Origin of the sequence: Saccharibacillus sp. WB 17, from assembly GCF_008634075.2 — a bacterium.
Lineage (GTDB): Bacteria > Bacillota > Bacilli > Paenibacillales > Paenibacillaceae > Saccharibacillus > Saccharibacillus brassicae.
In genome coordinates, this window is sequence record NZ_VPFK02000020.1 from 371534 (window position 1) to 394686 (window position 23153).

Below are 23153 nucleotides of genomic sequence, written 5' to 3' on the forward strand. Positions count from 1 at the left end.
AATGCGTACAATCGTGGTAGGAACGAGACAGAGTGCACTGGCTTTGACGCAGACGAATCAGGTCATCGCGGCGTTGGAACAGCTGGCCGGCGATCTGGACCTGAACGTCGCTTTTGAAGTGAAAAAGATCGTGACCAAAGGCGACCAGATTCTCGATGTCACCTTGTCGAAGGTCGGCGGCAAAGGACTGTTCGTCAAAGAGATCGAACAAGCGCTGCTGAGCGGCGAGATCGATATGGCCGTACACAGCATGAAAGACATGCCGGCGCTGCTGCCGGAAGGCTTGGTCAACGGAGCCGTGCCGCTGCGCCAGGATGCGCGCGACTGCCTGATCTCCCGGGAAGGCGTCGATCTGGACGGCCTGCCCCACGGAGCGAAAGTCGGCACGAGCAGCCTGCGCCGTTCCAGCCAGCTCTTGGCGTACCGGCCGGACCTGAAGCTGGAATGGATTCGCGGCAATATCGATTCGCGTCTGCGCAAGCTGGAGACGGAAGGCTTCGACGCGATTCTACTGGCGGCGGCGGGCCTCAAGCGGATGGGCTGGGAAGACCGGATCACTTCCTATATCCCGGTCGAGATCTGCCTGCCGGCGGTGGGACAAGGCGCGCTCGGCATCGAATGCCGGGAGAACGACGCCGAACTGCTGGAACTGCTCGGCCGTTACCAGGACGGGAAGACGGCGCGCACGGTAGCCGCGGAACGTTCGCTGCTGCTGTCGCTCAACGGCGGCTGTCAGGTTCCGATCGGCGCTTACGCCGTGCTGGGCGAAGACGGGGAATCGGTTCATCTGACGGGGATGGTCGGCCGTCCGGACGGCAGCCTGCTGCTCAAGGAATCCGCAAGCGGCACCGACCCGGAAGCGTTGGGACGCGAAGTGGCCCGGATGCTGGCGGAACAAGGCGCGGACGAGATTCTTGAACAGGCGAGGGGCTGAACGCATGGGTAACGGAAAAGTGTATCTGGTCGGAGCCGGACCCGGCGATGCCAAGCTGATTACGATCAAAGGACTGGAATGTATCAAAAAAGCCGACGCCGTCGTGTACGACCGGCTGGCCAGCCCGAGATTGCTGCGGCAGATGAAGCCGGGTGCGCGCAAGATCTACGTCGGCAAACGGACCGAACGCCATACGATGCAGCAGGAAGACATCAACAAGCTGCTCGTCGAATTGGCGCTCGAAGGTCTGGTCGTCGTCCGGCTCAAAGGCGGCGATCCGACCGTGTTCGGGCGCGTCGGCGAAGAAGCCGAAGAGCTGCGCAAGCACGGCATCGTCTACGAGATCGTGCCGGGCATTACGTCTTCGATCGCCGTGCCGGCCTACGCGGGCATCCCGGTGACGCACCGCAACCTCGCTTCGTCGTTCTCGGTCATTACCGGCCACGAAAATCCCGAGAAACTCGACAAGATGATCAAATGGGACAAAGTGACGAACGCGACGGGCACGCTCGTGTTCATGATGGGCGTGGCCCAGATCGGCCATATCACGGCGCAGCTGCTCAAGCACGGCCGCCCGGCGACGACGCCGGTCGCGCTCGTGCGCTGGGGTACGCGGGCCGAGCAGGAGACGCTCGTCGGCACGCTGGCCGATATTGCCGGGAAAGTGGCGGAGCACGATTTCAAGCCTCCGGCCGTCATCGTGGTCGGCGACGTCGTCGGCCAGCGGGACCGCCTGCGCTGGGCGGAGCAGATGCCGCTGTTCGGACGCCGGATTCTCGTCACCCGCTCGCGCAGCCAGGCGAGCGAGCTGGTCGACCGGATCGAAGAGCTTGGCGGCGAGCCGTACGAATTCCCGGTCATCGAGACGGTGATGCCGGAAGGCGAAGCGAAGCTCGGCGCGATCCGGACCGCCCTCGCCGAAATCGGCAGCTACGATTGGGTCTTCTTCACGAGCGTCAACGGCGTCGATTATTTCTTCGACCATTTGGACCGCGAAGGGCTGGATATCCGCTCCATGCACAAGGCGCGGATCGCGGCTGTCGGGCCGGCGACGATCGAAGCGCTGCGCGCGCGCGGTATTCGCAGCGAAGCGCCGCCGCAGACGTTCGACGCGGAAGGCATGCTGGCCGCCTACGGCGACCAGATGCTGCCGGGCCAGCGCGTTCTGCTGCCGCGGGGCGATCTGGCGCGGACCTGGTTGTCCGATACGCTGATCGAGCGCGGCCTTGACGTCACCGGACTCGACACGTACGAGACGGTCATGACCGGCGAAGACGACGAAGAGCTGCTGGAGCTGCTCGAAGAAGGCAAAGTGCACGCCGTAACGTTCACCAGTTCGTCGACCGTCCGCAATCTGATTGCGGTACTCAAGCGGATGGGCGCCTCCGATCCGGCGGCCCTGCTCAACCGATCGACGATTGCCTGCATCGGTCCGCAGACGGCCAAAACGGCCGAAGAAGCCGGTCTGAATGTACATCTGCTGGCCAAGGAAGCGACGATCGAAGGCTTGATCAACGTGCTGTGCGACTGGAAAGCGGCAACGGAAAAAGGCCGCGGCGGATTCTGAAGCCGAACAATAGTCTATCGAACTCGGTCATTGATCGAACGGCCGGAGTCCTCGCGGATATCCGGCTGTTCGAGCGCGGTCCGGCTTGCCTGCCGGACCGCGCCCGCTTCGCGTTATGACGTTGTCCGGGATAGAGGCCCGGAGAACGGTTAATAGAAAGCAGGGCCGGCGTCGATCGCAACATTCCGAAGCCGGCCGGGTCAGCATTTTTATATCCTTTTCATGATTGGCATTTGCTTTCCGTTACAATCTTATTCCCGTTACAACCTTATTCCCATTACAAAAGGAGTCTTTTATTATGGCATTCCCTACAGTCAGACATCGTCGTCTCCGCCGCACGGCCGCCCTGCGCAGCATGGTGCGCGAAACGGCGATCAGCGCGGACGATTTTATTATGCCGATCTTTGTCACTTACGGCGAAGGCGTCAAGAACGAGATCGGTTCCATGCCGGGCGTGTACCATTTCTCGCTCGATACGCTGCGCGGCGAAGTGGACGAGATCGTGGAACTCGGCATCAAAGCGGTCATCCTGTTCGGCATTCCCGAGAGCAAAGACAGCCTCGGCACGGAAGCCTACGCGCAGGACGGCATCATTCAGCAGGCGACGCGCCGGATCAAAAGCTGGTACCCCGACCTGCTCGTCGTGGCCGACACCTGCCTGTGCGAATTTACCGACCACGGCCACTGCGGCATGGTGCATACGTTCGAACGCGACGGGCATGTCCACGGCGATGTGCTGAACGACGAATCGCTGGAACTGCTCGTGCGGACGGCTGTCGCCCAGGCGGAAGCGGGCGCCGATATCATCGCGCCGTCGAACATGATGGACGGCTACGTCCAGGCGATCCGCGAAGGGCTCGACGCAGCCGGATACGACCAGATTCCGATCATGGCGTATTCTGTCAAATACGCGTCGGCATTCTACGGCCCGTTCCGCGAAGCGGCCCAGTCGGCGCCGCAGTTCGGCGACCGCAAGACGTACCAGATGGACCCGGCGAACGCGCTGGAAGCGATTCGCGAAGCGGAGAGCGACGTGCTCGAAGGCGCCGACATGCTGATGGTCAAGCCGGCGCTTGCGTATATGGACATCATCCGTACGATCAAAAACGAATTCGACCTGCCGCTCGTGGCGTACAATGTCAGCGGCGAATATTCGATGGTCAAAGCGGGCGCGGCCAACGGCTGGATCAACGAAAAAGCGATCGTGCTGGAACTGCTGACCGGTCTGAAGCGGGCCGGTGCCGATATCATCATCACGTACCATTCCAAAGACGCGGCCCGCTGGCTGCGCGAAGAACGAAGCTGAATCGATCGAATCCCATTTCGGCCCCATCCATTTTCGAAGGAGTGATTTTATGAGCGAGTCCGTATCCAAACGCGTCGACGTCCGTTCGGGCGAAGCGTTCGCGGAAGCCAAAAAATATATTCCCGGCGGCGTCAACAGTCCTGTCCGGGCGTTCAAATCGGTAGGTCTGACCCCGGTCTACATCGAGCGCGGCGAAGGTCCCCGTGTCTACGACATCGACGGCAATACGTTTATCGACTATGTCGGATCGTGGGGCCCGCTCATTATGGGCCACGCGCATCCCGACGTCGTGCGCGCCCTGCAGGAAACGGCGGCCAAAGGCACCAGCTTCGGCGCGCCGACGCTGCTGGAGACACAGATGGCGAAGCTCGTCGCCGAGCGGGTGCCGTCGGTCGATATCGTCCGGATGGTCAACTCCGGCACGGAAGCGACGATGAGCGCGATCCGGCTGGCCCGGGGCGTGACCAAACGCGACAAAATTTTGAAATTCGAAGGTTCGTACCACGGCCACGGCGACAGCCTGCTGATCAAAGCCGGTTCGGGCGTCGCGACGCTCGGCCTGCCGGACAGCCCCGGCGTGCCGGAATCGGTCGCGTCGAACACGATCACGGTTCCGTACAACGATCTGGATTCGCTTCGCGTCGCGTTCGACAAGTTCGGCGAGCAGATCGCCTGCGTCATCGTCGAGCCGGTCGCCGGCAATATGGGCGTCGTGCCTCCCAAGGCCGGCTTCCTTGAAGGACTGCGCGAAGTGACGGAGCGCCACGGCAGCCTGCTGATCTTCGACGAAGTCATGACCGGCTTCCGCGTCGGCTTGAATTCCGCGCAGGGACGCTTCGGCGTCACGCCCGATCTGACCTGCTTCGGCAAGGTCATCGGCGGCGGCCTGCCGGTCGGCGCTTACGGCGGCAAGCGGGAGATCATGGAACAGATCGCGCCGAGCGGCCCGATCTACCAGGCCGGCACGCTGAGCGGCAACCCGCTGGCGATGGCCGCGGGCTACACGACGCTCAAGCTGCTGACCCCGGCCGTGTACGACCGGCTGGAAGCGGCCGGCGCGCGGCTCCAGGCGGGCTTCGAGCAGAATGCCCGCGAAGCCGGTATCCCGGTGACGATCAACCGCGTCGGCTCGATGGTCTGCCCGTTCTTCAACGAAGGGCCGGTCGTCGATTACGACACGGCCAAGTCGAGCGATCTGGAACGGTTCCGCCGTTACTTCGGAGCGATGCTCGACCGCGGCGTCAGCGTGGCGCCGTCGCAGTTCGAAGGCATGTTCATCTCCGGCGTGCATACCGACGCCGATATCGATCAAACGATCGAAGCGCATCGCAGCGCGTTGAGGTCGCTATAATGGCGCGTTCGTGGACGCGCCGGGGCGAATGGATCGAGACCGCGCTGCCTGCGGCCGGCTCCCCGGCGGGCGGCGCCGAAGCCGCAGCTCCGGCGGCGGCCCAAGCGGAAGACGCCGCGCAGGCAGCGGCGCCGCTTGCGGAGGCGAATTCTGCCGCCTCCGCCGAAGTGCCGGCCCAAGCCGGAGGCATCGGGCCGGAGAACGCGGCCGCCGCTGCGCTCGGCGTGCCGGAGAAACTGGCCCGCCGCCTGCGGCATGCGGGCGAGATCCAGGTCCGGGGCAGCCGCGTGAAGCTGCGGCTGCGCCCGGACGAAGACCTTGGCTTCGAACCCGTCTGGACGGAAGACGGGCTCGAAGCGCTGCACGAGGACGACTTCTGCCTCGTCGTCCGCAAGCCTGCCGGGATGCCGGTTCATCCCGACGGAGGCGCGAAGCGCCTGACGCTTGCGAACGTCGTCGCCGCGCATCTGCAAATGCACGGCGAAGCGTGCGCCGTGCATCACGTGCACCGGCTGGACGAACACACGTCCGGGCCGGTGCTGTACGCCAAAGGCGAGCTCGCGCGGCTGGCGCTGGACGAGCAGATGCGCGAGAAAAGCATCTCCCGCGTCTATCTCGCGATCGTCGAAGGCAAATTCCCGAATTCCCTGCGCGTCATCAACGCGCCGATCGGCCGCGACCGGCATCATAACAGCCGACGCCGGGTCTCGCCGGGCGGACAGGAAGCAGTCACGCGCGTCCGGCTCGTCCGGACGTTGGCCGGCGGCCGCGCCAGCCTGGTCCGGCTCGTGCTGGAGACGGGGCGGACGCATCAGATCCGTGTCCATATGGCGCACGCCGGCTATCCGCTGATCGGCGACGTGCTGTACGGCGGGTCCGACGAGCTGCTGGACCGCCAGGCACTGCACGGCGAGAGCCTCAGTTTCAAGCATCCGTTCAGCGGCGAACTCATCGAAGTGTCCGATCCGCTTCCGGCGGATCTGGAAGCGCTGCTTCACCGCCTGACATGACGTGGCATAGTTCGCGCCGAATCATTGACGAGCGCGGGCGCGCGCGGTATGATAAAGGATATTCATGAGTTTGTCATTAACCTCATTAACCTGACCAAAGACGCGGAAAGGGAAGAGTAGGCAGCAGACCCTGCAGAGAGCGGAATCCACAGGCTGGAAGATTCCGTAGGACGTTGGCTGGCCGAAGTCGCCCCGGAGTCGTTTTCCTGAACCTTGCGGCTGTTCGTTTCGAACAGCCGGATGAAGCTAGGGAAGACCGGTTTACGGCCGTTATCCGTATGAGTGTCGCAGCTGAAATCTCTTATAAGGTAACCGATTTTCCTACGGAAAACGAATAGGTGCCTTTTATAAGGTAACCGATTTTCCTACGGAAAACGGTTGGCTGCGGAACAAAGGTGGTACCGCGAAAGCAAGTCCTTTCGTCCTTTGCGACGAAGGGCTTTTTTTATTGCCTTTTTCAACCCAAAAGCATGTCAATTATGAATAACGGGGGGCTGTCCGATGTCTGAACTTCAAAATAACGAGCACCAAACGTCGCTGCCGACGACTTACGATCCGAAGTCCGCGGAGCAAAAATGGTATACCTATTGGATGGAGAACGATTTCTTCAAAGCCGGCCGGGTGCCGGAAGCGAAGCCTTACACGATCGTTATTCCGCCGCCGAACGTCACGGGCGTGCTGCATATCGGCCACGCGCTGGACTTTACGCTGCAGGATATTCTCGTGCGCGCAAAGCGCATGCAGGGATACGACGCGCTCTGGCTGCCGGGTTCCGACCATGCCGGGATCGCCACGCAGGCCAAAGTCGAACAGAAACTGCGCGAGCAGGGCGTTACCCGCCACGATCTGGGCCGCGAGAAATTTCTGGAGCAGACCTGGGAATGGAAAGAGACGTACGCCGCCAACATCAAAGCCCAATGGGCGAAGATCGGCTTGTCGCTCGACTATTCGCGCGAACGCTTCACGCTCGACGAAGGATTGTCCGAAGCGGTCAAGGAAGTGTTCGTCAAGCTGTATGACAAAGGCTTGATCTACCGCGGCAAACGTATTATCAACTGGGACCCGGCCGCACGCACCGCGCTGTCGGACATCGAAGTCGAATACAAGGAAACGCAGGGCCATCTGTATCATCTGGAGTATCCGCTCAAGGACGGAAGCGGGTCGATCACGGTCGCCACGACCCGTCCGGAGACGATGCTGGGCGATACGGCCGTCGCCGTTCACCCGGAAGACGAGCGGTACCAGGGCATGATCGGCAAGACGCTGCTTCTGCCGATTCTCGGCCGCGAGATTCCGGTCATCGCCGACGAATACGTCGAGAAAGACTTCGGCAGCGGCGCCGTGAAGATTACGCCGGCGCACGATCCGAACGACTTTGAGGTGGGCCAGCGCCACGATCTGCCGCAGATTATCGTCATGGACGAAGGCGGCATCATGAACAGCGAAGCAGGTCCGTACGAAGGACTGGACCGCTCGGACTGCCGCAAGAAAATCGTGGCCGATCTTCAGGAACAGGGCGTCCTGATCAAGATCGAAGACCATCTGCATCAGGTAGGACACAGCGAGCGTACCGACGCCGTCGTCGAGCCTTATTTGTCCACGCAGTGGTTCGTCAAAATGCAGCCGCTCGCGGAACCGGTCGTAAACGCGCAAAAATCCGGCGAAGGCGTCAAGTTCGTGCCGGACCGTTTCGAGCGGACGTACCTGCACTGGATGGAAAACGTACGCGATTGGTGCATTTCCCGCCAGCTGTGGTGGGGACACCGCATCCCGGCCTGGTATTGTCAGGAGACGGGCGAGATGGTCGTAGCCAAAAGCGAAGCGGAAGCGCGCGAGAAACTCGGCCGCGACGACCTCGTGCAGGACAACGACGTACTCGACACATGGTTCAGCTCGGCGCTTTGGCCGTTCTCGACGATGGGTTGGCCGGACGAAGACAGCGCGGACTTCAAGCGCTACTATCCGGTGGACGTGCTCGTTACCGGCTACGACATCATTCCGTTCTGGGTATCGCGCATGATTTTCCAGGGTTATGAATTTACCGGCAAAATGCCGTTCAAAGATACGCTGATCCACGGCCTCGTGCGCGACAGCGAAGGACGCAAAATGTCCAAATCGCTCGGCAACGGCGTCGATCCGCTCGAAGTGATCGAGAAGTACGGCGCGGACGCCATGCGTTTCATGCTGTCTACCGGCATCACGCCGGGACAGGACCTGCGCTTCCGCTGGGAACGCGTCGAGCAGATCCGCAATTTCGCGAACAAGATCTGGAACGCTTCGCGTTTCGCGCTGATGAATCTCGAAGGCTTCACCTACGACCAGATCGACATTACCGGCGACCTGACGACGGCCGACCGCTGGATTTTGCACCGCATGAACGAGACGTCCCGCGACATCACGCGTCTGATCGATTCGTACGAATTCGGGGAAACCGGACGCCTGCTGTATAACTTTATCTGGGACGATCTGTGCGACTGGTACATCGAGTTCGCCAAGCTGTCGCTGTACGGCGAAGACGAGGCGGCGAAGAAGAAAACGCAGTCCGTGCTCGCGTACGTACTCGACCGCACGATGCGCATGATCCATCCGTTCATGCCGTTCATCTCCGAAGAAATCTGGCAGCATCTGCCGCACGAAGGCGAGACGATTACGCTGGCCCAATGGCCGGACTACGACGAATCGTTCGAGAACCCGGCGTCCGCGCGCGAAATGGAACTGCTGATGGAGATCATCCGGTCGGTCCGCAATATCCGCGCCGAAGTGAACGTGCCGATGAGCAAAAAGATCGAGCTGAACATCAAAGCCACTTCGCCGGAGATGCTGGATATCCTGAGCGCCAACGAAGGCTATATCCGCCGTTTCTGCAACACGTCCGAATATGCCAGCGGTCTCGACCTGCAGGCGCCGGACAAAGCGATGACGTCGGTCATTACGGGCGCCGAACTGTACCTGCCGCTTGCGGGCCTGATCGATATTGCCCAGGAGATCGTCCGGCTGGAAAAAGAAGTGAAGACGCTGACGTCCGAAGTGGAGCGCGTCGACAAAAAGCTCTCCAATCCGGGCTTCACGTCGAAAGCTCCCGCGCAGGTCATCGAAGAAGAACGCGCCAAGCAGGCCGATTATTCCGACAAGCGCGACAAAGTGCTGGCCCGCATCGCCGAATTGAAAGGGTAAGGTGGGTCAGCCATGGACAACAACGACCGGGGCGCTTCGGCGTCCCTGACTTCCTACGCGGAAGCGGTAGACTGGATCAACGGGCTGATTCCGTTCGGTATCCGTCCGGGTCTTGAGCGGATCGAAGCGCTGATGGAACATTTCGGGCATCCGCACCGGCGCCTGAAGTTCGTTCACGTCGCCGGCACGAACGGAAAAGGCTCGACCTGCGCTTTTCTGACCCGGGCGCTGATCGCCAACGGCTATGACGTCGGTACGTTTACGTCGCCTTATATTACGAAGTTCACGAACCGTTTCCAATATAACGGGGAAGATATTCCGGACGACGTGCTGCTTGAACTGTCGAACCGGCTGCGTCCCGTCGTGGAGCGTCTGGCGGAGACCGAACTCGGTTCGCCGACCATGTTCGAAGTGTCGACGGCGCTTGCGATTTTGTATTACGCGGAAGTGTGTTTCCCGGATATCGTCATCTGGGAAACGGGACTCGGCGGCCGCATGGACGTGACGAATATCGTCAATCCGGTGCTGTCGGTCATTACGAACGTCGGCCACGATCATATGGACATTCTCGGCGACACGCTGGAGAAGATTGCGGCGGAAAAAGCGGGCATCATCAAGCCGGGCGTGCCCGTCGTCACGAGCGTCAGCCAACCGGAAGCGCTCGACGTTATCAAGCGGGCGGCACTGCGGTGCAAAAGCGGCTGTTACGTCGCGGGCGAGCAGTTTTCCTACGAGAAAACGCAGGCCGGCAGCGAGTCGCAGAGCCTGCATTTCAAAGGGCCGTTCCGCGAATTCGACCTGTCTCTTTCCCTTCGGGGAGACTACCAGCTGGAGAACGCGGCGGGCGCTTTCATGGCGCTCGAAGTGCTGCGCCAATATATGGCGTTCCAGCTTGACGACGAACTCACGGCCGCCGGCTTCCGGGATACGTTCTGGGCCGGGCGCATGGAACTGGTGCGTCAGTCTCCCCGGATTTTGATGGACGGCGCGCACAATCCCGAAGGGGCGGCGGCGCTGGCCCAAAGCCTGCAAAGCGGCTGGACCTACGGCCGGCTGGTGCTCATGATGGGCATGCTGTCTACCAAAAGCCACGAAGATTATTTCAAATCCATTCTGCCCCTGGTCGACGAACTGATCTTGACGGAACCGGATTTTCGCAAGAAAATGGAAGCTTCGGCACTGGCCGACATTGCGGAGGGACTGCGCGCGGCTTACGCCAAGCCGGACCTTCGCATCGTCGTGCAGCCCGATTGGACCCGAGCGTTGGCCCAATTCGAAGCTTCGATCGGACCGGACGACCTTGGGGTCGTCTCCGGGACGCTGTATTTGATTTCCGACGTGCGTGCGCAGCTGCTGCACCAGGCCGATTCTGAGAAAGGTTGGTGAAACGCAATATGAAAAAGACAGAACACATCCATTTCATCGGCATCGGCGGTTACGGCATGAGTGCGATCGCCCGGGTACTGCTTGAGATGGGATACAAAATTACGGGGTCCGACGTGGCCGAACAGAACCTCACCCGCAAGCTGGTCGAAGGAGGCGCCGTTATCCATTACGGCCATGAAGCCGGGCACGTGCAGGGCGCCGACACGGTCGTCTATTCGACCGCGCTGCCGGAAGACAACGTGGAGCGCGTGGAAGCGCAGCGCCTCGGCATTCCGACGCTGCACCGTTCGCAGATGCTGGCGCGCCTGCTCAACGAGCGCAAAGGCATCGCGGTAGCGGGAGCCCACGGCAAGACGACCACTTCGTCGATGACCGCGCTCGCGATGGAAGAATGCGGAACCGATCCGACCTATATTATCGGCGGCGAGATCGTGGGCTTCGGCACGAACGCCAAAGCCGGCAAAAGCGAATACGTCGTGGCGGAAGCCGACGAAAGCGACGGCACGTTCCTGCAGTATCATCCGTACATCAGCATCGTGACCAATATCGAAGCCGACCATCTGGAAAATTACGAAGGCAGCTTCGAGAAGATCAAGGAAGCCTACGTGCAGTTTCTTAACCAGACGCGAAGTGAAGGTTGCGCGATCGTCTGCGCCGACGACGAGAACCTGCGCGAGATGATGCCCAAGCTGACCTGCAAACTCGTGACGTACGGCATGGGCGAAGAAGCCGATTACCGGATTTCGGACATCGAGCTGGGCGACCGCCGTTCTTCGTTCACCGTGAGCACGGAAGGACGGGAGCTTGGACGGGTCAACCTGTTTGTGCCCGGCAAGTATAACGTCTATAACGCGACGGCTGCGCTGATCGCCTGCATCAAGTCGGGCATTCCGTTCGAGCAGGCGGCCGAAGGGCTGTCGAAGTTCAACGGCGCGAAGCGGCGCTTCCAGGTGCTGGTCGATACGGCCGGCGTGCTGGTGGTAGACGATTACGCCCACCATCCGACAGAGATCGAAGCGACGCTGCGCGCCGCGAAATCGACAGGCAAACGGATCGTGGCCGTGTTCCAGCCGCAGCGCTACACGCGTACGTTTTTCCTGCTCGACGCGTTCAGCCGCGCTTTCGGAGATGCCGACGAAGCGATTATCGTCGATATCTACTCCCCGCCCGGCGAGCAGCCGATCGAAGGCGTGAACTCGGCCGCGCTGACCGAATTGATCCGGCAGAACAGCAACGCCGATGCCCGTTATCTGGCGACGAAGGAAGAAGTGCTCGAAGATCTGACCGGCCGTATCCAGGATGGCGATCTCGTCATCACGATGGGCGCTGGCGACATCTGGAAAGTGTCGCATGCGTTTGCCGAGGACTGGAAAGCCAAGCACGCGTAATTTCGGGCCTGCCCGAAAGGCCGCGAGTGCGCCATGAATGACGAGAGCCGTTCCCCAAGCCGCGCGAAGCGGCCGCGGAACGGCTCTTTCGCCACTCGGCGGGGCGCTCGGGCGATTAAGTTTGTATTGCCGCCCGATAGCACGTATAATAATGTTTGTTCTGAACCCTTATGGGCGCCGAACAGACCCACGGAGCTGCGCTTCGGCTTTGCCGAAGGCTTGGCGCAGCTGTATTCCGGTTATGGAGCGGACCGCCAGACGGTTCGTCGCGCGGACGCCCAAGCCGTCCCGAAGTACCGGTTGAACGCGAAGCGAACGCGGCGCGACCGGCTCAAAGGAGTTTCTTCATTTTGGACAATCAATCGAAATCAACGCACGCCCGTCAGATCATACTTGCTTCCGCTTCTCCGCGCAGGCGCGAACTGCTGGCTTCGCTCGGCGCGAACTTCGTCGTCGAGCCCAGCCTGTCCGGCGAAGACGTGCCGGCGGACTGGGAACCGGCGCGCATCGTCGAGGAGCTGGCGCTTCGCAAAGCCCGATCGGTGCTTGCGCGCCGCTCCGGCGCGGGCGTGATCGTCGGCAGCGACACGATCGTCGTGCTCGAAGGCGCGGTGCTCGGCAAGCCCGATGACGCGCAGGACGCGGTTCGCATGCTGGACATGCTGCAGGGCCGCGAACATCTCGTGTATACGGGCGTAGCCTGCATCGACGAAGCAAGCGGACGCGAAGACGTTCGGCACGGCTCCACGCGCGTGCGCATGAAAGCTTTAAGCCGGCGGCGAATTGAAGATTACGTGAAAAGCGGAGAGCCGATGGACAAGGCGGGCGCTTATGCGATACAAGGTCTCGGAGCGCTGCTCGTCGATTCGATCGAAGGCGATTATTTTACGGTAGTCGGTCTTCCGCTGGCTCTGCTGGGCGAAATGCTCGAAGGCTTCGGAATCGGCCTGATGCCGTCCAATCCATAGAGGTTCCGTATTTTCGGCTGCCCCGAGGTAGGCGTACATAAGCTGGATTTCCGCTTGAGAAACGCATGAGGACCCGTTTTCGGAGACCCGAGAAATGAGGCAGGTCATGGAGTCGCATACAAGCCGTCCGCTGCGCGGCGTTCCGGGCGAAGACAGACCCCGGGAGCGCATGCTTCAATACGGCGCGGGAGCGCTGAGCCACACCGAACTGCTCGCCATTTTGATTCAGACCGGCATGCAGGGTGAATCGGCGGTGCATCTGGCCCAGCGTGTCCTGAACGAAGCCGGCAGTCTCAAGGGACTGGCGGATTTGAGCCTGACGGAATTGATGCAGATCAAAGGCATCGGCCCGGCCAAAGCGGTCCAGCTCAAAGCCGGGATCGAGCTCGGCCTACGCCTGTCGCGCCGAACTTTCGGCGAACGTGTCATCGTGCGCAGTCCGAGAGACGCGTACGAAGCCGTTGCCGAAGAATTGCAGGATCTGCGCAAAGAGCATTTCGTGTGTTTGTTTTTGAATACGAAAAATCACGTCATCGGCCAGGAGACGCTGTCGGTCGGAAGCCTGAACGCCTCGATCGTGCATCCCCGCGAAGTGTTCCGGGCGGCGATCAAGTGCAGCAGCGCTTCGATCGTATGCGCGCACAACCATCCGAGCGGCGATCCGGCCCCGAGTCCGGAAGACATTTCGCTGACCAAAAGACTTGTCGAAGCGGGCCGGATCGTCGGCATCGACGTGCTGGACCATATCGTGGTCGGCGACGGCACGTACGTGAGTTTGAAAGAGCAGGGCTTGATGTGAACGATGTGAACATTCCGTCTTATGCAGACGGATTTTATTTATGCACGCGGAATTGAACCTACAAACAATCCGAACGAGAAAGGGAGTTTAAAAGAATGATGGGCAATAAAGATCTGGGAATCGATTTGGGCACCGCCAACACGCTGGTATATGTACGAGGAAAAGGCATTGTCGTGAGAGAACCTTCCGTAGTCGCGATCCGCACGGACACGAAAACGATCGAAGCGGTAGGCGAAGACGCGAAGAAAATGATCGGCCGCACGCCGGGCAACATCCGCGCGATCCGTCCGATGAAAGACGGCGTTATCGCCGATTTCGACACGACCGCCACGATGATCAAATACTTCATCAATCAGGCGCAGAAAAAGCGTTCGTTCTTCCAGCGCCATCCGAACGTGATGGTCTGCGTGCCGTCCGGCATTACAGCCGTTGAACAGCGCGCGGTCGAAGACGCGACGAAGCAGGCCGGAGCGCGCGAAGCGTTCACGATCGAAGAGCCGTTCGCGGCGGCGATCGGCGCCGATCTGCCGGTGTGGGAACCGACGGGCAGCATGGTCGTCGATATCGGCGGCGGCACGACGGAAGTGGCCGTCATTTCGCTCGGCGGCATCGTAACGGCGCGTTCGGTACGCGTAGCCGGCGACGAGATGGACGAGTCCATCATCCAGTACGTCAAGCGTCAGTACAACCTGATGATCGGCGAACGCACGTCGGAAATGCTCAAAATGGAAATCGGTTCGGCGATCCAGCTGGAGACGCCGGAAACGATCGAAATTCGCGGACGCGACCTCGTCAGCGGCCTGCCGAAGACCATTTCGATCACTTCGCAGGAAATCACCGAGGCTTTGGCCGATACGGTGAGCGCGATCGTCGAAGCGGTCAAAGTAACGCTGGAGAAATGTCCGCCGGAACTTGCGGCCGACATTATGGACCGTGGCATCGTCCTGACAGGCGGCGGCGCCCTGCTGCGCAACCTGGACAAACTGCTGGCCGGCGAGACCGGAATGCCGGTCATCGTGGCCGAGAATCCGCTGGACTGCGTCGCGATCGGCACAGGCCGCGCGCTCGACAATATTCACCTGTTCAAATCCCGCGGAACGAGCAACTCGCGCTCCAAGCGCGGCTGATTCGAGGCGGCACATGCTTACGGACAATTCAGCGATGTTAGAGGGTGTTCGAACTGTTTAGAATGTTTGGAAATCGCAAGCTGTTTATCCTGCTGATCGTGCTGGTGCTGTTCATCGCCCTCATGGGCGTGACACTCGGCGATCGCATCGGTTTGACCTGGCCGGAGAAATTCGTCAAGGATACGGTCGGCTATACGCAAAAACTCGTCAGCAAGCCGGCATCGGCGGTGTCCGGATTTTTCGAAGACATCTCGGAGCTCAGCGGCGTGTACAAAGAAAACGAAAAACTCAGAATCAAAGTGGCGGAACTGGATCGGGAACTGATCAATTACAACTCTCTGCGAGCCGAGGTGGTAGGACTCCGCGACGGTCTGAATTTTACCAAAAACCAGTCGGATAAAGTTTCTAAGCATCTTCGGTTTGCACAGGTCATTTCCGTCAACGAAGATGTGAACAATCCGACCGTGAATATTGATGTCGGCTCCAAAGACGGCGTCGGCGTCGGCATGGCGGTGACGAGCATCGAAGGTATGGTGGGAGTAATCAGCACGACGACCGACTATACGTCGACGATCCAGCTTATTACCTCTCTCAGCCTTACGTCGCCCGACAGCTACGCGATCTCCGCGACAGTTACCGGCAAGCCGGGCACGTTCGGGATCGTCGAGACGTACGACGTGAAGCAGAAGCGTCTGATCATGAGCGGTATTCAGAACAACGATCCGACCAAACCGAAAGTCGACGTCAACGATATCATCGTTACCTCGGGCAGCGGCGGCGTATTCCCGGCGGGCATCGTGCTCGGTGAAGTCATGGCGGTCGAGCAGAGCGAGTTCGGCCTGAGCGATACGGCCAAAATCCGTCCTTCGGCAAGCTTTACGGAATGGAAGGAACTGTTCGTCGTGGTTCCGGGACCGGAGCCGGCAGCGGGAGACGATACGCCATGACCTGGCGCAAACAGTTTCTCGTCCTGCTGCTGTTCATCTTGTTCCTGATCGAAACGAGCGTGCTGCCGTGGTTCATGCCGCAGAGCTGGATTCCGCATCTGATGCCGAACCTGGTGTTCGTGTGCATTCTGTTCGTGGCCGTTTACCGTCACCGCTATGCGGCGATGGCGCTTGGCGTCGTGTTCGGCATGCTGCACGACGTCGTCTTTTACGGCGCGATGCTCGGACCTTATTCGTTTACGATGGGCTTTACCGCCTATTTGCTCGGACTGGTGTTCCAGCTTCCGAAAGCGCCGCTTCCGGTCATGCTCAGCGTCGTCATGCTCGGCAGTTTTATTTTGGACAGTATGCTGTTCGGGATCTATACCGTGTTCAACTTCAACGAACAGTCCTACGACTGGGCGCTCGTCCAGTACATCGTCCCCGACCTGCTGCTGCGAACGGTATTCGCGCTGATCGTCTACGTGCCGATCCGCCGACAGTTCGACAAGATGCCGCTGCGTGCGAAAAAAGAAGACAACAAATAGGCGCGGCGGCAACTTTTATGCGATTCGTGCAGGAGAAAGGAACCTTCGTCTCGAAAAGATTCAGTCGAAGGGGGAGCGGGGGAGATGTCCATCAAACGAAGTCTCGTGACAATCAAGGGAATCAAGGACGGCCTCGTGTTTCGTCTGGACGAACAATGCGATTTTGACGAACTGGTGTCCGAGCTTCAGGATATGCTGGAGCACAGCCACCAGGCGATTTTGAGCGGTCCGCTCGTCGCGATCGACGTGCAGTACGGCAGCCGCGACCTGACGGACGAACAGAAGCTGGATCTTTTGGACGTGCTGCGCACGAAGCGCAATTTGCTCGTCCGCTCGATCGAAGGCGCCAAGTTGATCGAAGTGCGGGAGAACGCGGTACTGCGCACGCCGATCACGACGATGAGCGGCATGGTCCGTTCCGGGCAGGTGCTCAGGCAGGAAGGCAATCTGCTGTTTCTGGGCGATGTCAATCCGGGAGGCTCCATCGTATGTACCGGCGATATTTATATTCTCGGGGCACTGCGCGGAATGGCTCATGCCGGTTCGGAAGGCAGCGAGCACGCGATTATCGGGGCTTCGTATCTGGCGCCGACCCAACTGCGGATCGCGGAAGTGATCAGCCGCCCGCCCGACAGCGGCGAAGAACAGAGTTCCCATCCGCACGAGACGCAGATGGAATTCGCCTACCTCAAGGACGGGCAGATGCAGATTGACAAAATGGCGAATATTGCCCGGCTGCGCCGGGATCTGAATGTGTTCAAAGGAGTGTAGAGAATGGGAGAGGCTATAGTCGTCACTTCGGGAAAAGGCGGCGTCGGCAAAACGACGACCACGGCCAATATCGGAACGGCACTGGCACTGCTCGGCAAAAAGGTCTGCCTGGTCGATACGGATATCGGCCTGCGCAACCTGGACGTCGTGATGGGACTGGAGAACCGGATCATTTACGATATTTGCGACGTGGCCGACGGCCGATGCCGTCTGCACCAGGCGCTGGTCAAAGACAAACGCTTCGAAGAGCTTTACATGCTTCCGGCCGCGCAGACCAAGGACAAAAATGCCGTGTCGCCGGAGCAGATCCGCGATATCATTCTCGAATTGAAGAACGAATTTCAATACGTGCTGATCGATTGTCCGGCCGGCATCGAGCAGGGCTTCAAGAACGCGATTGCCGGAGCCGATCAGGCGATCGTCGTCACGACGCCGGAGAATGCGGCGGTACGCGATGCCGACCGGGTTATCGGTCTGCTTGAAAGTTCGCACGTCGCTTCGCCGAAGCTGATCGTCAACCGGATTCGTCCGAACATGGTCAGAGCCGGAGAAATGCTGGACGTCGACGAGGTGCTGCAGGTGCTTAATATCGACCTGCTCGGCATCGTGCCCGACGACGAGATGGTCATCAAAGCCGCCAACACCGGCGAGCCGACCGTCATGAATCCGGATTCGAAAGCGTCGATCGCCTATCGGAACATCGCCCGGCGCATTCAGGGGGATACCGTTCCCCTGATGCAGCTGGACGAGAAAAAAGGCCGCTTCAATCTGTTCAAGAAAATTTTCGGCGTCGGAAGATAAGGTTCCGGCTTCGGCGCCGCGGACCCTTTGCCTTGCGGCGAAGGGTCTTTTTCGTAATTGAGCGCAGGAATGAAACTTTTGGAGGCCGGACCGCGTTTAGACAAACGGAAGCGGATCGCGCGGTTCATGCCGTGCCGAATACCGACAATATGCCGGGCAAGAGGTGACCGATGAAACAGCTGGTTGTGCATAACGAATCGGAATGGACGCAGGCGGCGCTGCTGGACGACGGGCGGCTGATCGAATTTGCGGCGGAACGTCTAGAGGAACACGGAATGGCGGGCAGTTTTTACAAAGGCAGGATCGTGAACGTCCTCCCGGGCATGCAGGCCGCTTTTGTCGATATCGGGCTGAAAAAGAACGCTTTTTTGTATATCGACGATCTGCTGCCCGCACATACGGAGAAACATCCGCCGGAGAAACCTTCGATCGAGCAGATGGCCCGCAAAGGGCAGCAGCTGCTCGTGCAGATTACGAAAGAGCCGTTCGGCGGCAAAGGAGCGCGGGTCACGACGCATTATTCGCTGCCCGGCCGCTACCTCGTCTACATGCCGGAAGCGGATTACGTGGCGGTGTCCAAAAAGATTTCGCCCGAAAGCGATCGTGTCCGCATGAAAGCGTTCGGGGAAAGGATGCGCCGTCCGGGAGAAGGGCTGATCCTGCGTACGGTGGCCGGCGGCGAGAGCGAGGACAAGCTGGCCGAAGACCTGGACGCGCTGCGTCTCCGGTGGGAGGAAATCGTGGCCGCCTCGGAGCGGGTGGACGCGCCGAAAGAGCTGTACCGCGATCTCGATCTCGCGCAGCGCATGATTCGCGACGTCTACGATCCGCTGACCGACGAACTGATCGTCGACGATGCGAATCAGGAGAGCAAACTGTCCGCCTTCGTGCGGGAGATGCTGCCCGGCGCCAAGCCGCGGGTGCGACTGCATACGGAATCGATGCCGATGTTCGAACGCTACGAAGTGGAACATCAGCTGCATCGCGATTTCGGCCGTAAGATTCGCCTGCCCGGAGGAGGAACACTGATCTGGGACCAGACCGAAGCGCTGACTGTCGTGGACGTCAATACCGGCAAGTTCACGGGAGCGGACGACAGCCTGGAGACGACGGTGACGGATACGAATCTCGAAGCCGCCGAAGAGATCGCCCGCCTGCTGCGCCTGCGCGATGTCGGCGGCATCGTGATCGTCGACTTCATCGACATGCGGGAAGAACTGAACCGGACGCGCGTCCTCGAACGATTGAGGGAACGTCTGGCCCGCGACCGGACGCAGTCCCAGATCGTCGGTTGGACCCAGCTCGGACTGCTCGAAATGACCCGCAAAAAGGTGCGCGAGAGCGGCGCCGGCCTGTTCTACAAAGTCTGTCCGTCCTGCGAAGGAACGGGCCGAATCATGATTCGATAATGGGTTGACTTCTGTAGGAGTCCATGCTAAGATACGTTGGTATGTGTGCCGGTGTATTCCACTATTGCACAACATGCTGTAACCGCACAGGCCGGGTTGAAGCGATCTCCGCTCGCGGAGCATCCACCCGAACCAGGCGAGTCTGAGACATGAGGAGGTGCAAGAAGATGTACGCAATTATCGAAACAGGCGGTAAGCAGTACAAAGTCCAAGAGGGCGACGTATTGTTCATCGAGAAGCTTGAAGCCGTAGACGGCGAAAGCGTGACGTTTGACCGTGTCCTGGCCGTTTCCCAAGAAAACGGACTGACAGTCGGAGCACCGATGGTATCGGGAGCAACCGTAACGGCAAAGGTTGAGAAGCACGGTAAAGGCCAAAAGGTTGTTGTATACAAATACAAGCCTAAGAAGAACTACCACAAGAAACAAGGCCATCGTCAACCGTATACTAAAGTAACGATCGAAAAAATCCAAGCATAATTGAGGTTGATAACTTGGTTATCGTCCAAATTGTCAGATCGCCGGACGGGAAGATTACGGCTTTTAAGGTTAAGGGACATGCAGGTTACGCCGATCGCGGCGAGGACATCGTCTGTGCAGCCATTTCCGCCATTACGGTCGGAACGGTCAACTCGGTCGAGGTGCTTACCGGAACGGTGATGAAGACCCGGATGAAGAACGGTTTTCTCAGCGGAAGCCTTCCGCCGATACAATCGGACGAACTCAAAGCCAAAGCCGAACTCATTCTCGACTCGATGGTGGTCATGCTGGAGGCAATCGTGAATTCTTACAGTGCATATATTCGGATCGATCAGGTTACAAAATAAGCAAAGAAGGAGGTAGACCACTATGTTGAAATTGGATCTCCAGTTATTCGCTTCCAAAAAAGGTGTAGGTTCGACTAAGAACGGACGGGACAGCCATTCCAAGCGCCTTGGCGCTAAACGTGCGGACGGTCAAGCGGTACGCGGCGGCGGCATCATCTTCCGTCAGCGCGGAACGAAGATTCACCCGGGCACAAACGTAGGTATCGGCAAAGACGACACTTTGTTTGCTCTGGTTGACGGCGTTGTAAAATTCGAACGTCTCGGCCGTGATCGCAAAAAAGTCAGCGTCTACCCTGTACAAGTTGCTGAAGTAGCAGCTTCCGTAGAGGCCTAAGACCTAACGGGTAATGAAGAAGCCTTCGGTATTCGTACCGAAGGTCTTTTTTTGTTGAGAGGCGATAGAGGGTCGGGCAAACCGCCTGCCGTGTGCGCGGCGGCTTGGATTTTGTCCGGATTCTGGGTATACTCAAAGTTGACCGATCCCCGCAAAATCCTTGAAAACCACGTGTTTTGACTATGATCAGAAACGGAGAGAGCCGATGAAAAGGTGGAGGGACCTATCCCTATTGATGCCGCTGTCTGCCGCAGTTCCCCTGGTTCTGGCCTACCTTTTTCCCACAGCCATGATGTTCGTTCTGCTCGCCGCCTGGCTGGCTGCCGTATTCGTGTTGGTATTGCGCCACGAGAAACGGCGAAAAGAACGCGAAATTCAGGAATTGAGACAATCGCAGCAGCAGTTTTTCATGCATGTGCTGAGTCATCAGCGGCATGACTGGATGAACGATCTTCAATTGATTTTCGGTTATGCCCGCATGGGCAAAAATGACCGGGTCGAAGAAATCGTGGCTCGCGTTAGCGATGACATGCATAAAGAGGGCCGGATCGCGAAGCTGGGACTGCCGGATCTCGTATTCTATCTGATGACGTTCAAAGGCGAAAACCGGGAGATCGGTCTGCATGTCCGGGTCGACGAAGAACTGCATTATGCCGGAAGTTTGACGCCGGACGAGCAGGAAGGGTTGATTCGGGCCGTAAGGTCTTCAATGGCGGCGTACCGGTATTCGGGGCTTGCCGCGAAAGTTTCCGTGCCCGCGCTGCGGATCGTGTTCGGCGAAGAGGGCGGGGAAGCGACTTTGTTCATCGAACCGGAAAACGATCCAGAAGCGGTGCCTGTGCTGCATCGCGCGGTCGAGGAGGCGCTTGCGCCATACTCGCTGACAGCGCAAGCGGACGAAAAAGGTACACGGATTCGGTGGAAACTGCCGGCCCGAACTTAAGTGTGCGCAAGCGGATCGGCCCCGTTCGAAAGCAATAGATTGTCAGGCGCAGAGATAGGCGCCTTAGTACGCGAGGTCTTTTCGGAACGAAACGATTCCAGAGCCCGGGCCGATCGGCGATTTGCGTACACCAAGCAGAAGAGGTGAAGTTCATGTTTGTAGATAAAGCGAAGATTTATGTAAAAGCCGGCGACGGCGGAGACGGCGTCGTTGCGTTCCGGCGCGAGAAATACGTACCGAACGGCGGACCTGCCGGCGGCGACGGCGGTAGAGGCGGCGACGTCATTTTCCGCGTCGACGAAGGTTTGCGTACGTTGATGGATTTCCGGTACCAGCGCCATTTCAAAGCGAAACGCGGAGAAAAAGGGCGCAATAAAAACCAGTACGGATCAAACGCCGAGCATCTGGTCGTGCGTATTCCTCCCGGCACGCTGATCATCGATGACGATACGCAGGAAGTGCTGGCGGATCTGACCCGTCACGGCCAGGAGATTGTCGTAGCCCGCGGAGGACGCGGAGGACGCGGCAACGTGAAGTTGGCCACGCAGAACAATACCGCTCCCGAACTTGCGGAGAACGGCGAAGAAGGCAAAGAGCGCTATATCGTGCTTGAGCTTAAAGTCATGGCTGACGTCGGTCTGGTCGGCTTCCCGAGCGTAGGCAAGTCGACGCTGCTGTCGGTCGTATCCGCGGCAACGCCGAAGATAGGCGCTTACCACTTCACGACCATTACGCCGAACCTCGGCGTAGTCGGCATCGACGAAGGCCGCAGCTTCGTTATGGCCGATCTGCCGGGATTGATCGAAGGCGCGCATGAAGGTGTAGGCCTCGGCCACGAATTCCTGCGCCACGTCGAGCGGACCCGGGTCATTATCCACGTGGTGGATATGTCCGGCTCCGAAGGACGCGATCCGTTCGACGACTGGCTGAAGATCAACGAAGAGATCAAGCTGTACAATGCGGAGCTTGAGAAGCGTCCGCAGATCGTCGCGGCGAACAAAATGGACATGCCGGATTCGGAAGAAAACCTGCGCGTGTTCAAGGAAAAAGTGGCGGAGATCCATCCGGATCTCGAGATCATGCCGATTTCTTCGCTGACCCGTCAGGGCGTCAAAGAACTCATGTACCGGGCAGTCGACGTGCTGGATTCGATCGCCGTCGCTCCGGGCATCGAAGAAGCCGCCGACCAGACGGAACGCAAAGTGTACCGCGTCGAAGAAGCCAAGGAAGAAGGCTTCACGATTCGCCGGGAGAACGAAATGTTCGTCGTGGAGAGCGTGCAGATCGAGCGCATGATGAAGCGTATGCAGCTCACTACGCACGATGCCATTCTCAAGTTAGCCCGCACGCTGCGCCATATGGGCGTCGACGAAGAACTGCGCAAGCGCGGTGCGAAGGACGGCACGATCGTCCGGATCGCGGACTTCGAGTTCGAGTTTGTTGAGGGTAGCAGTTACTATTGAGGGGGCGAGCGGTTTGCGCTTGTCGCTCCGGGTTGTTTTCCGCTGCGGACTCTAATCGATTCCGGCAGTAAGGGGAAAGCCAAAAGTCGCTCCAATCGCAAACCGCTCGCCTGGGCGGGGGG

21 protein-coding genes are annotated in these 23153 nt (G+C 59.4%); all 21 read left to right on the forward strand.

Translation table 11 applies throughout. From position 1 onward, the window contains the following. Position 1 precedes the first annotated feature (1 nt). The 21 genes from hemC (at position 2) to obgE (ending at position 23031) form a co-directional block, all read left to right on the forward strand. Positions 2–934 (forward strand): hydroxymethylbilane synthase, encoded by a 933-nt coding sequence (hemC, locus tag FTE24_RS10980; protein ID WP_150233476.1) that lies wholly within the window; start codon positions 2–4, stop codon positions 932–934. A gap of 4 nt (positions 935–938) precedes the next feature. Continuing rightward, positions 939–2501 carry a uroporphyrinogen-III C-methyltransferase gene (cobA, locus tag FTE24_RS10985; protein WP_150233478.1) on the forward strand — a complete coding sequence of 521 codons (1563 nt, stop codon included), beginning with the start codon at positions 939–941 and terminating at the stop codon, positions 2499–2501. Between the two features lie 298 nt (positions 2502–2799). Next, positions 2800–3807, forward strand: a complete 1008-nt coding sequence (hemB, locus tag FTE24_RS10990) for a porphobilinogen synthase (protein WP_141446487.1) — start codon at positions 2800–2802, stop codon at positions 3805–3807. Between the two features lie 49 nt (positions 3808–3856). Further along, entirely contained in the window at positions 3857–5158 is a 1302-nt protein-coding gene (hemL, locus tag FTE24_RS10995) for a glutamate-1-semialdehyde 2,1-aminomutase (RefSeq protein WP_150233480.1), read from the forward strand. Continuing rightward, positions 5158–6168: an RluA family pseudouridine synthase gene (locus FTE24_RS11000; RefSeq protein ID WP_150233482.1), complete on the forward strand. Its 1011-nt coding sequence runs from the start codon at positions 5158–5160 to the stop codon at positions 6166–6168. The genes hemL and FTE24_RS11000 overlap by 1 nt, the downstream gene beginning before the upstream one ends. A 501-nt stretch (positions 6169–6669) precedes the next feature. Continuing rightward, positions 6670–9342, forward strand: a complete 2673-nt coding sequence (locus tag FTE24_RS11005; RefSeq protein ID WP_150233484.1) for a valine--tRNA ligase — start codon at positions 6670–6672, stop codon at positions 9340–9342. A gap of 12 nt (positions 9343–9354) precedes the next feature. After that, on the forward strand, positions 9355–10728 hold the full coding sequence (locus FTE24_RS11010) for a bifunctional folylpolyglutamate synthase/dihydrofolate synthase (RefSeq protein WP_150233486.1): 1374 nt from the start codon (positions 9355–9357) through the stop codon (positions 10726–10728). A gap of 8 nt (positions 10729–10736) precedes the next feature. Further along, positions 10737–12116 carry a UDP-N-acetylmuramate--L-alanine ligase gene (gene murC / locus FTE24_RS11015; protein WP_150233488.1) on the forward strand — a complete coding sequence of 460 codons (1380 nt, stop codon included), beginning with the start codon at positions 10737–10739 and terminating at the stop codon, positions 12114–12116. A gap of 350 nt (positions 12117–12466) precedes the next feature. After that, positions 12467–13084 (forward strand): Maf family protein, encoded by a 618-nt coding sequence (locus tag FTE24_RS11020; RefSeq protein ID WP_237401722.1) that lies wholly within the window; start codon positions 12467–12469, stop codon positions 13082–13084. A 106-nt stretch (positions 13085–13190) separates the two neighbouring features. Beyond that, complete coding sequence (radC, locus tag FTE24_RS11025) at positions 13191–13883, forward strand: RadC family protein (protein WP_150233492.1); 693 nt, start codon at positions 13191–13193, stop codon at positions 13881–13883. A gap of 95 nt (positions 13884–13978) precedes the next feature. Continuing rightward, positions 13979–15010 (forward strand): rod shape-determining protein, encoded by a 1032-nt coding sequence (locus FTE24_RS11030; RefSeq protein ID WP_141446479.1) that lies wholly within the window; start codon positions 13979–13981, stop codon positions 15008–15010. A gap of 62 nt (positions 15011–15072) precedes the next feature. Beyond that, on the forward strand, positions 15073–15957 hold the full coding sequence (gene mreC / locus FTE24_RS11035; protein ID WP_202111826.1) for a rod shape-determining protein MreC: 885 nt from the start codon (positions 15073–15075) through the stop codon (positions 15955–15957). Continuing rightward, the gene (mreD, locus tag FTE24_RS11040) at positions 15954–16484 is read left to right on the forward strand and encodes a rod shape-determining protein MreD (protein ID WP_141446477.1); all 531 of its coding nucleotides are present in this window, start codon (positions 15954–15956) and stop codon (positions 16482–16484) included. The genes mreC and mreD overlap by 4 nt, the downstream gene beginning before the upstream one ends. 84 nt (positions 16485–16568) lie before the next feature. Then, positions 16569–17255: a septum site-determining protein MinC gene (minC, locus tag FTE24_RS11045; protein WP_150233496.1), complete on the forward strand. Its 687-nt coding sequence runs from the start codon at positions 16569–16571 to the stop codon at positions 17253–17255. A 3-nt stretch (positions 17256–17258) separates the two neighbouring features. Beyond that, entirely contained in the window at positions 17259–18056 is a 798-nt protein-coding gene (minD, locus tag FTE24_RS11050; protein ID WP_141446475.1) for a septum site-determining protein MinD, read from the forward strand. 170 nt (positions 18057–18226) lie between these two features. Continuing rightward, positions 18227–19465 (forward strand): Rne/Rng family ribonuclease, encoded by a 1239-nt coding sequence (locus FTE24_RS11055; protein WP_150233498.1) that lies wholly within the window; start codon positions 18227–18229, stop codon positions 19463–19465. A 167-nt stretch (positions 19466–19632) separates the two neighbouring features. Next, positions 19633–19944 carry a 50S ribosomal protein L21 gene (gene rplU / locus FTE24_RS11060; RefSeq protein WP_141446473.1) on the forward strand — a complete coding sequence of 104 codons (312 nt, stop codon included), beginning with the start codon at positions 19633–19635 and terminating at the stop codon, positions 19942–19944. A gap of 14 nt (positions 19945–19958) precedes the next feature. Then, a complete protein-coding gene (locus FTE24_RS11065) occupies positions 19959–20291 on the forward strand; it encodes a ribosomal-processing cysteine protease Prp (RefSeq protein ID WP_141446472.1) in 333 nt (110 codons plus the stop codon). Between the two features lie 22 nt (positions 20292–20313). Then, a complete protein-coding gene (gene rpmA / locus FTE24_RS11070) occupies positions 20314–20625 on the forward strand; it encodes a 50S ribosomal protein L27 (RefSeq protein WP_141446471.1) in 312 nt (103 codons plus the stop codon). Between the two features lie 205 nt (positions 20626–20830). Further along, a complete protein-coding gene (locus FTE24_RS11075) occupies positions 20831–21568 on the forward strand; it encodes a Spo0B domain-containing protein (RefSeq protein ID WP_150233500.1) in 738 nt (245 codons plus the stop codon). 152 nt (positions 21569–21720) lie between these two features. Further along, a complete protein-coding gene (obgE, locus tag FTE24_RS11080) occupies positions 21721–23031 on the forward strand; it encodes a GTPase ObgE (protein WP_150233502.1) in 1311 nt (436 codons plus the stop codon). Positions 23032–23153: the final 122 nt, after the last annotated feature.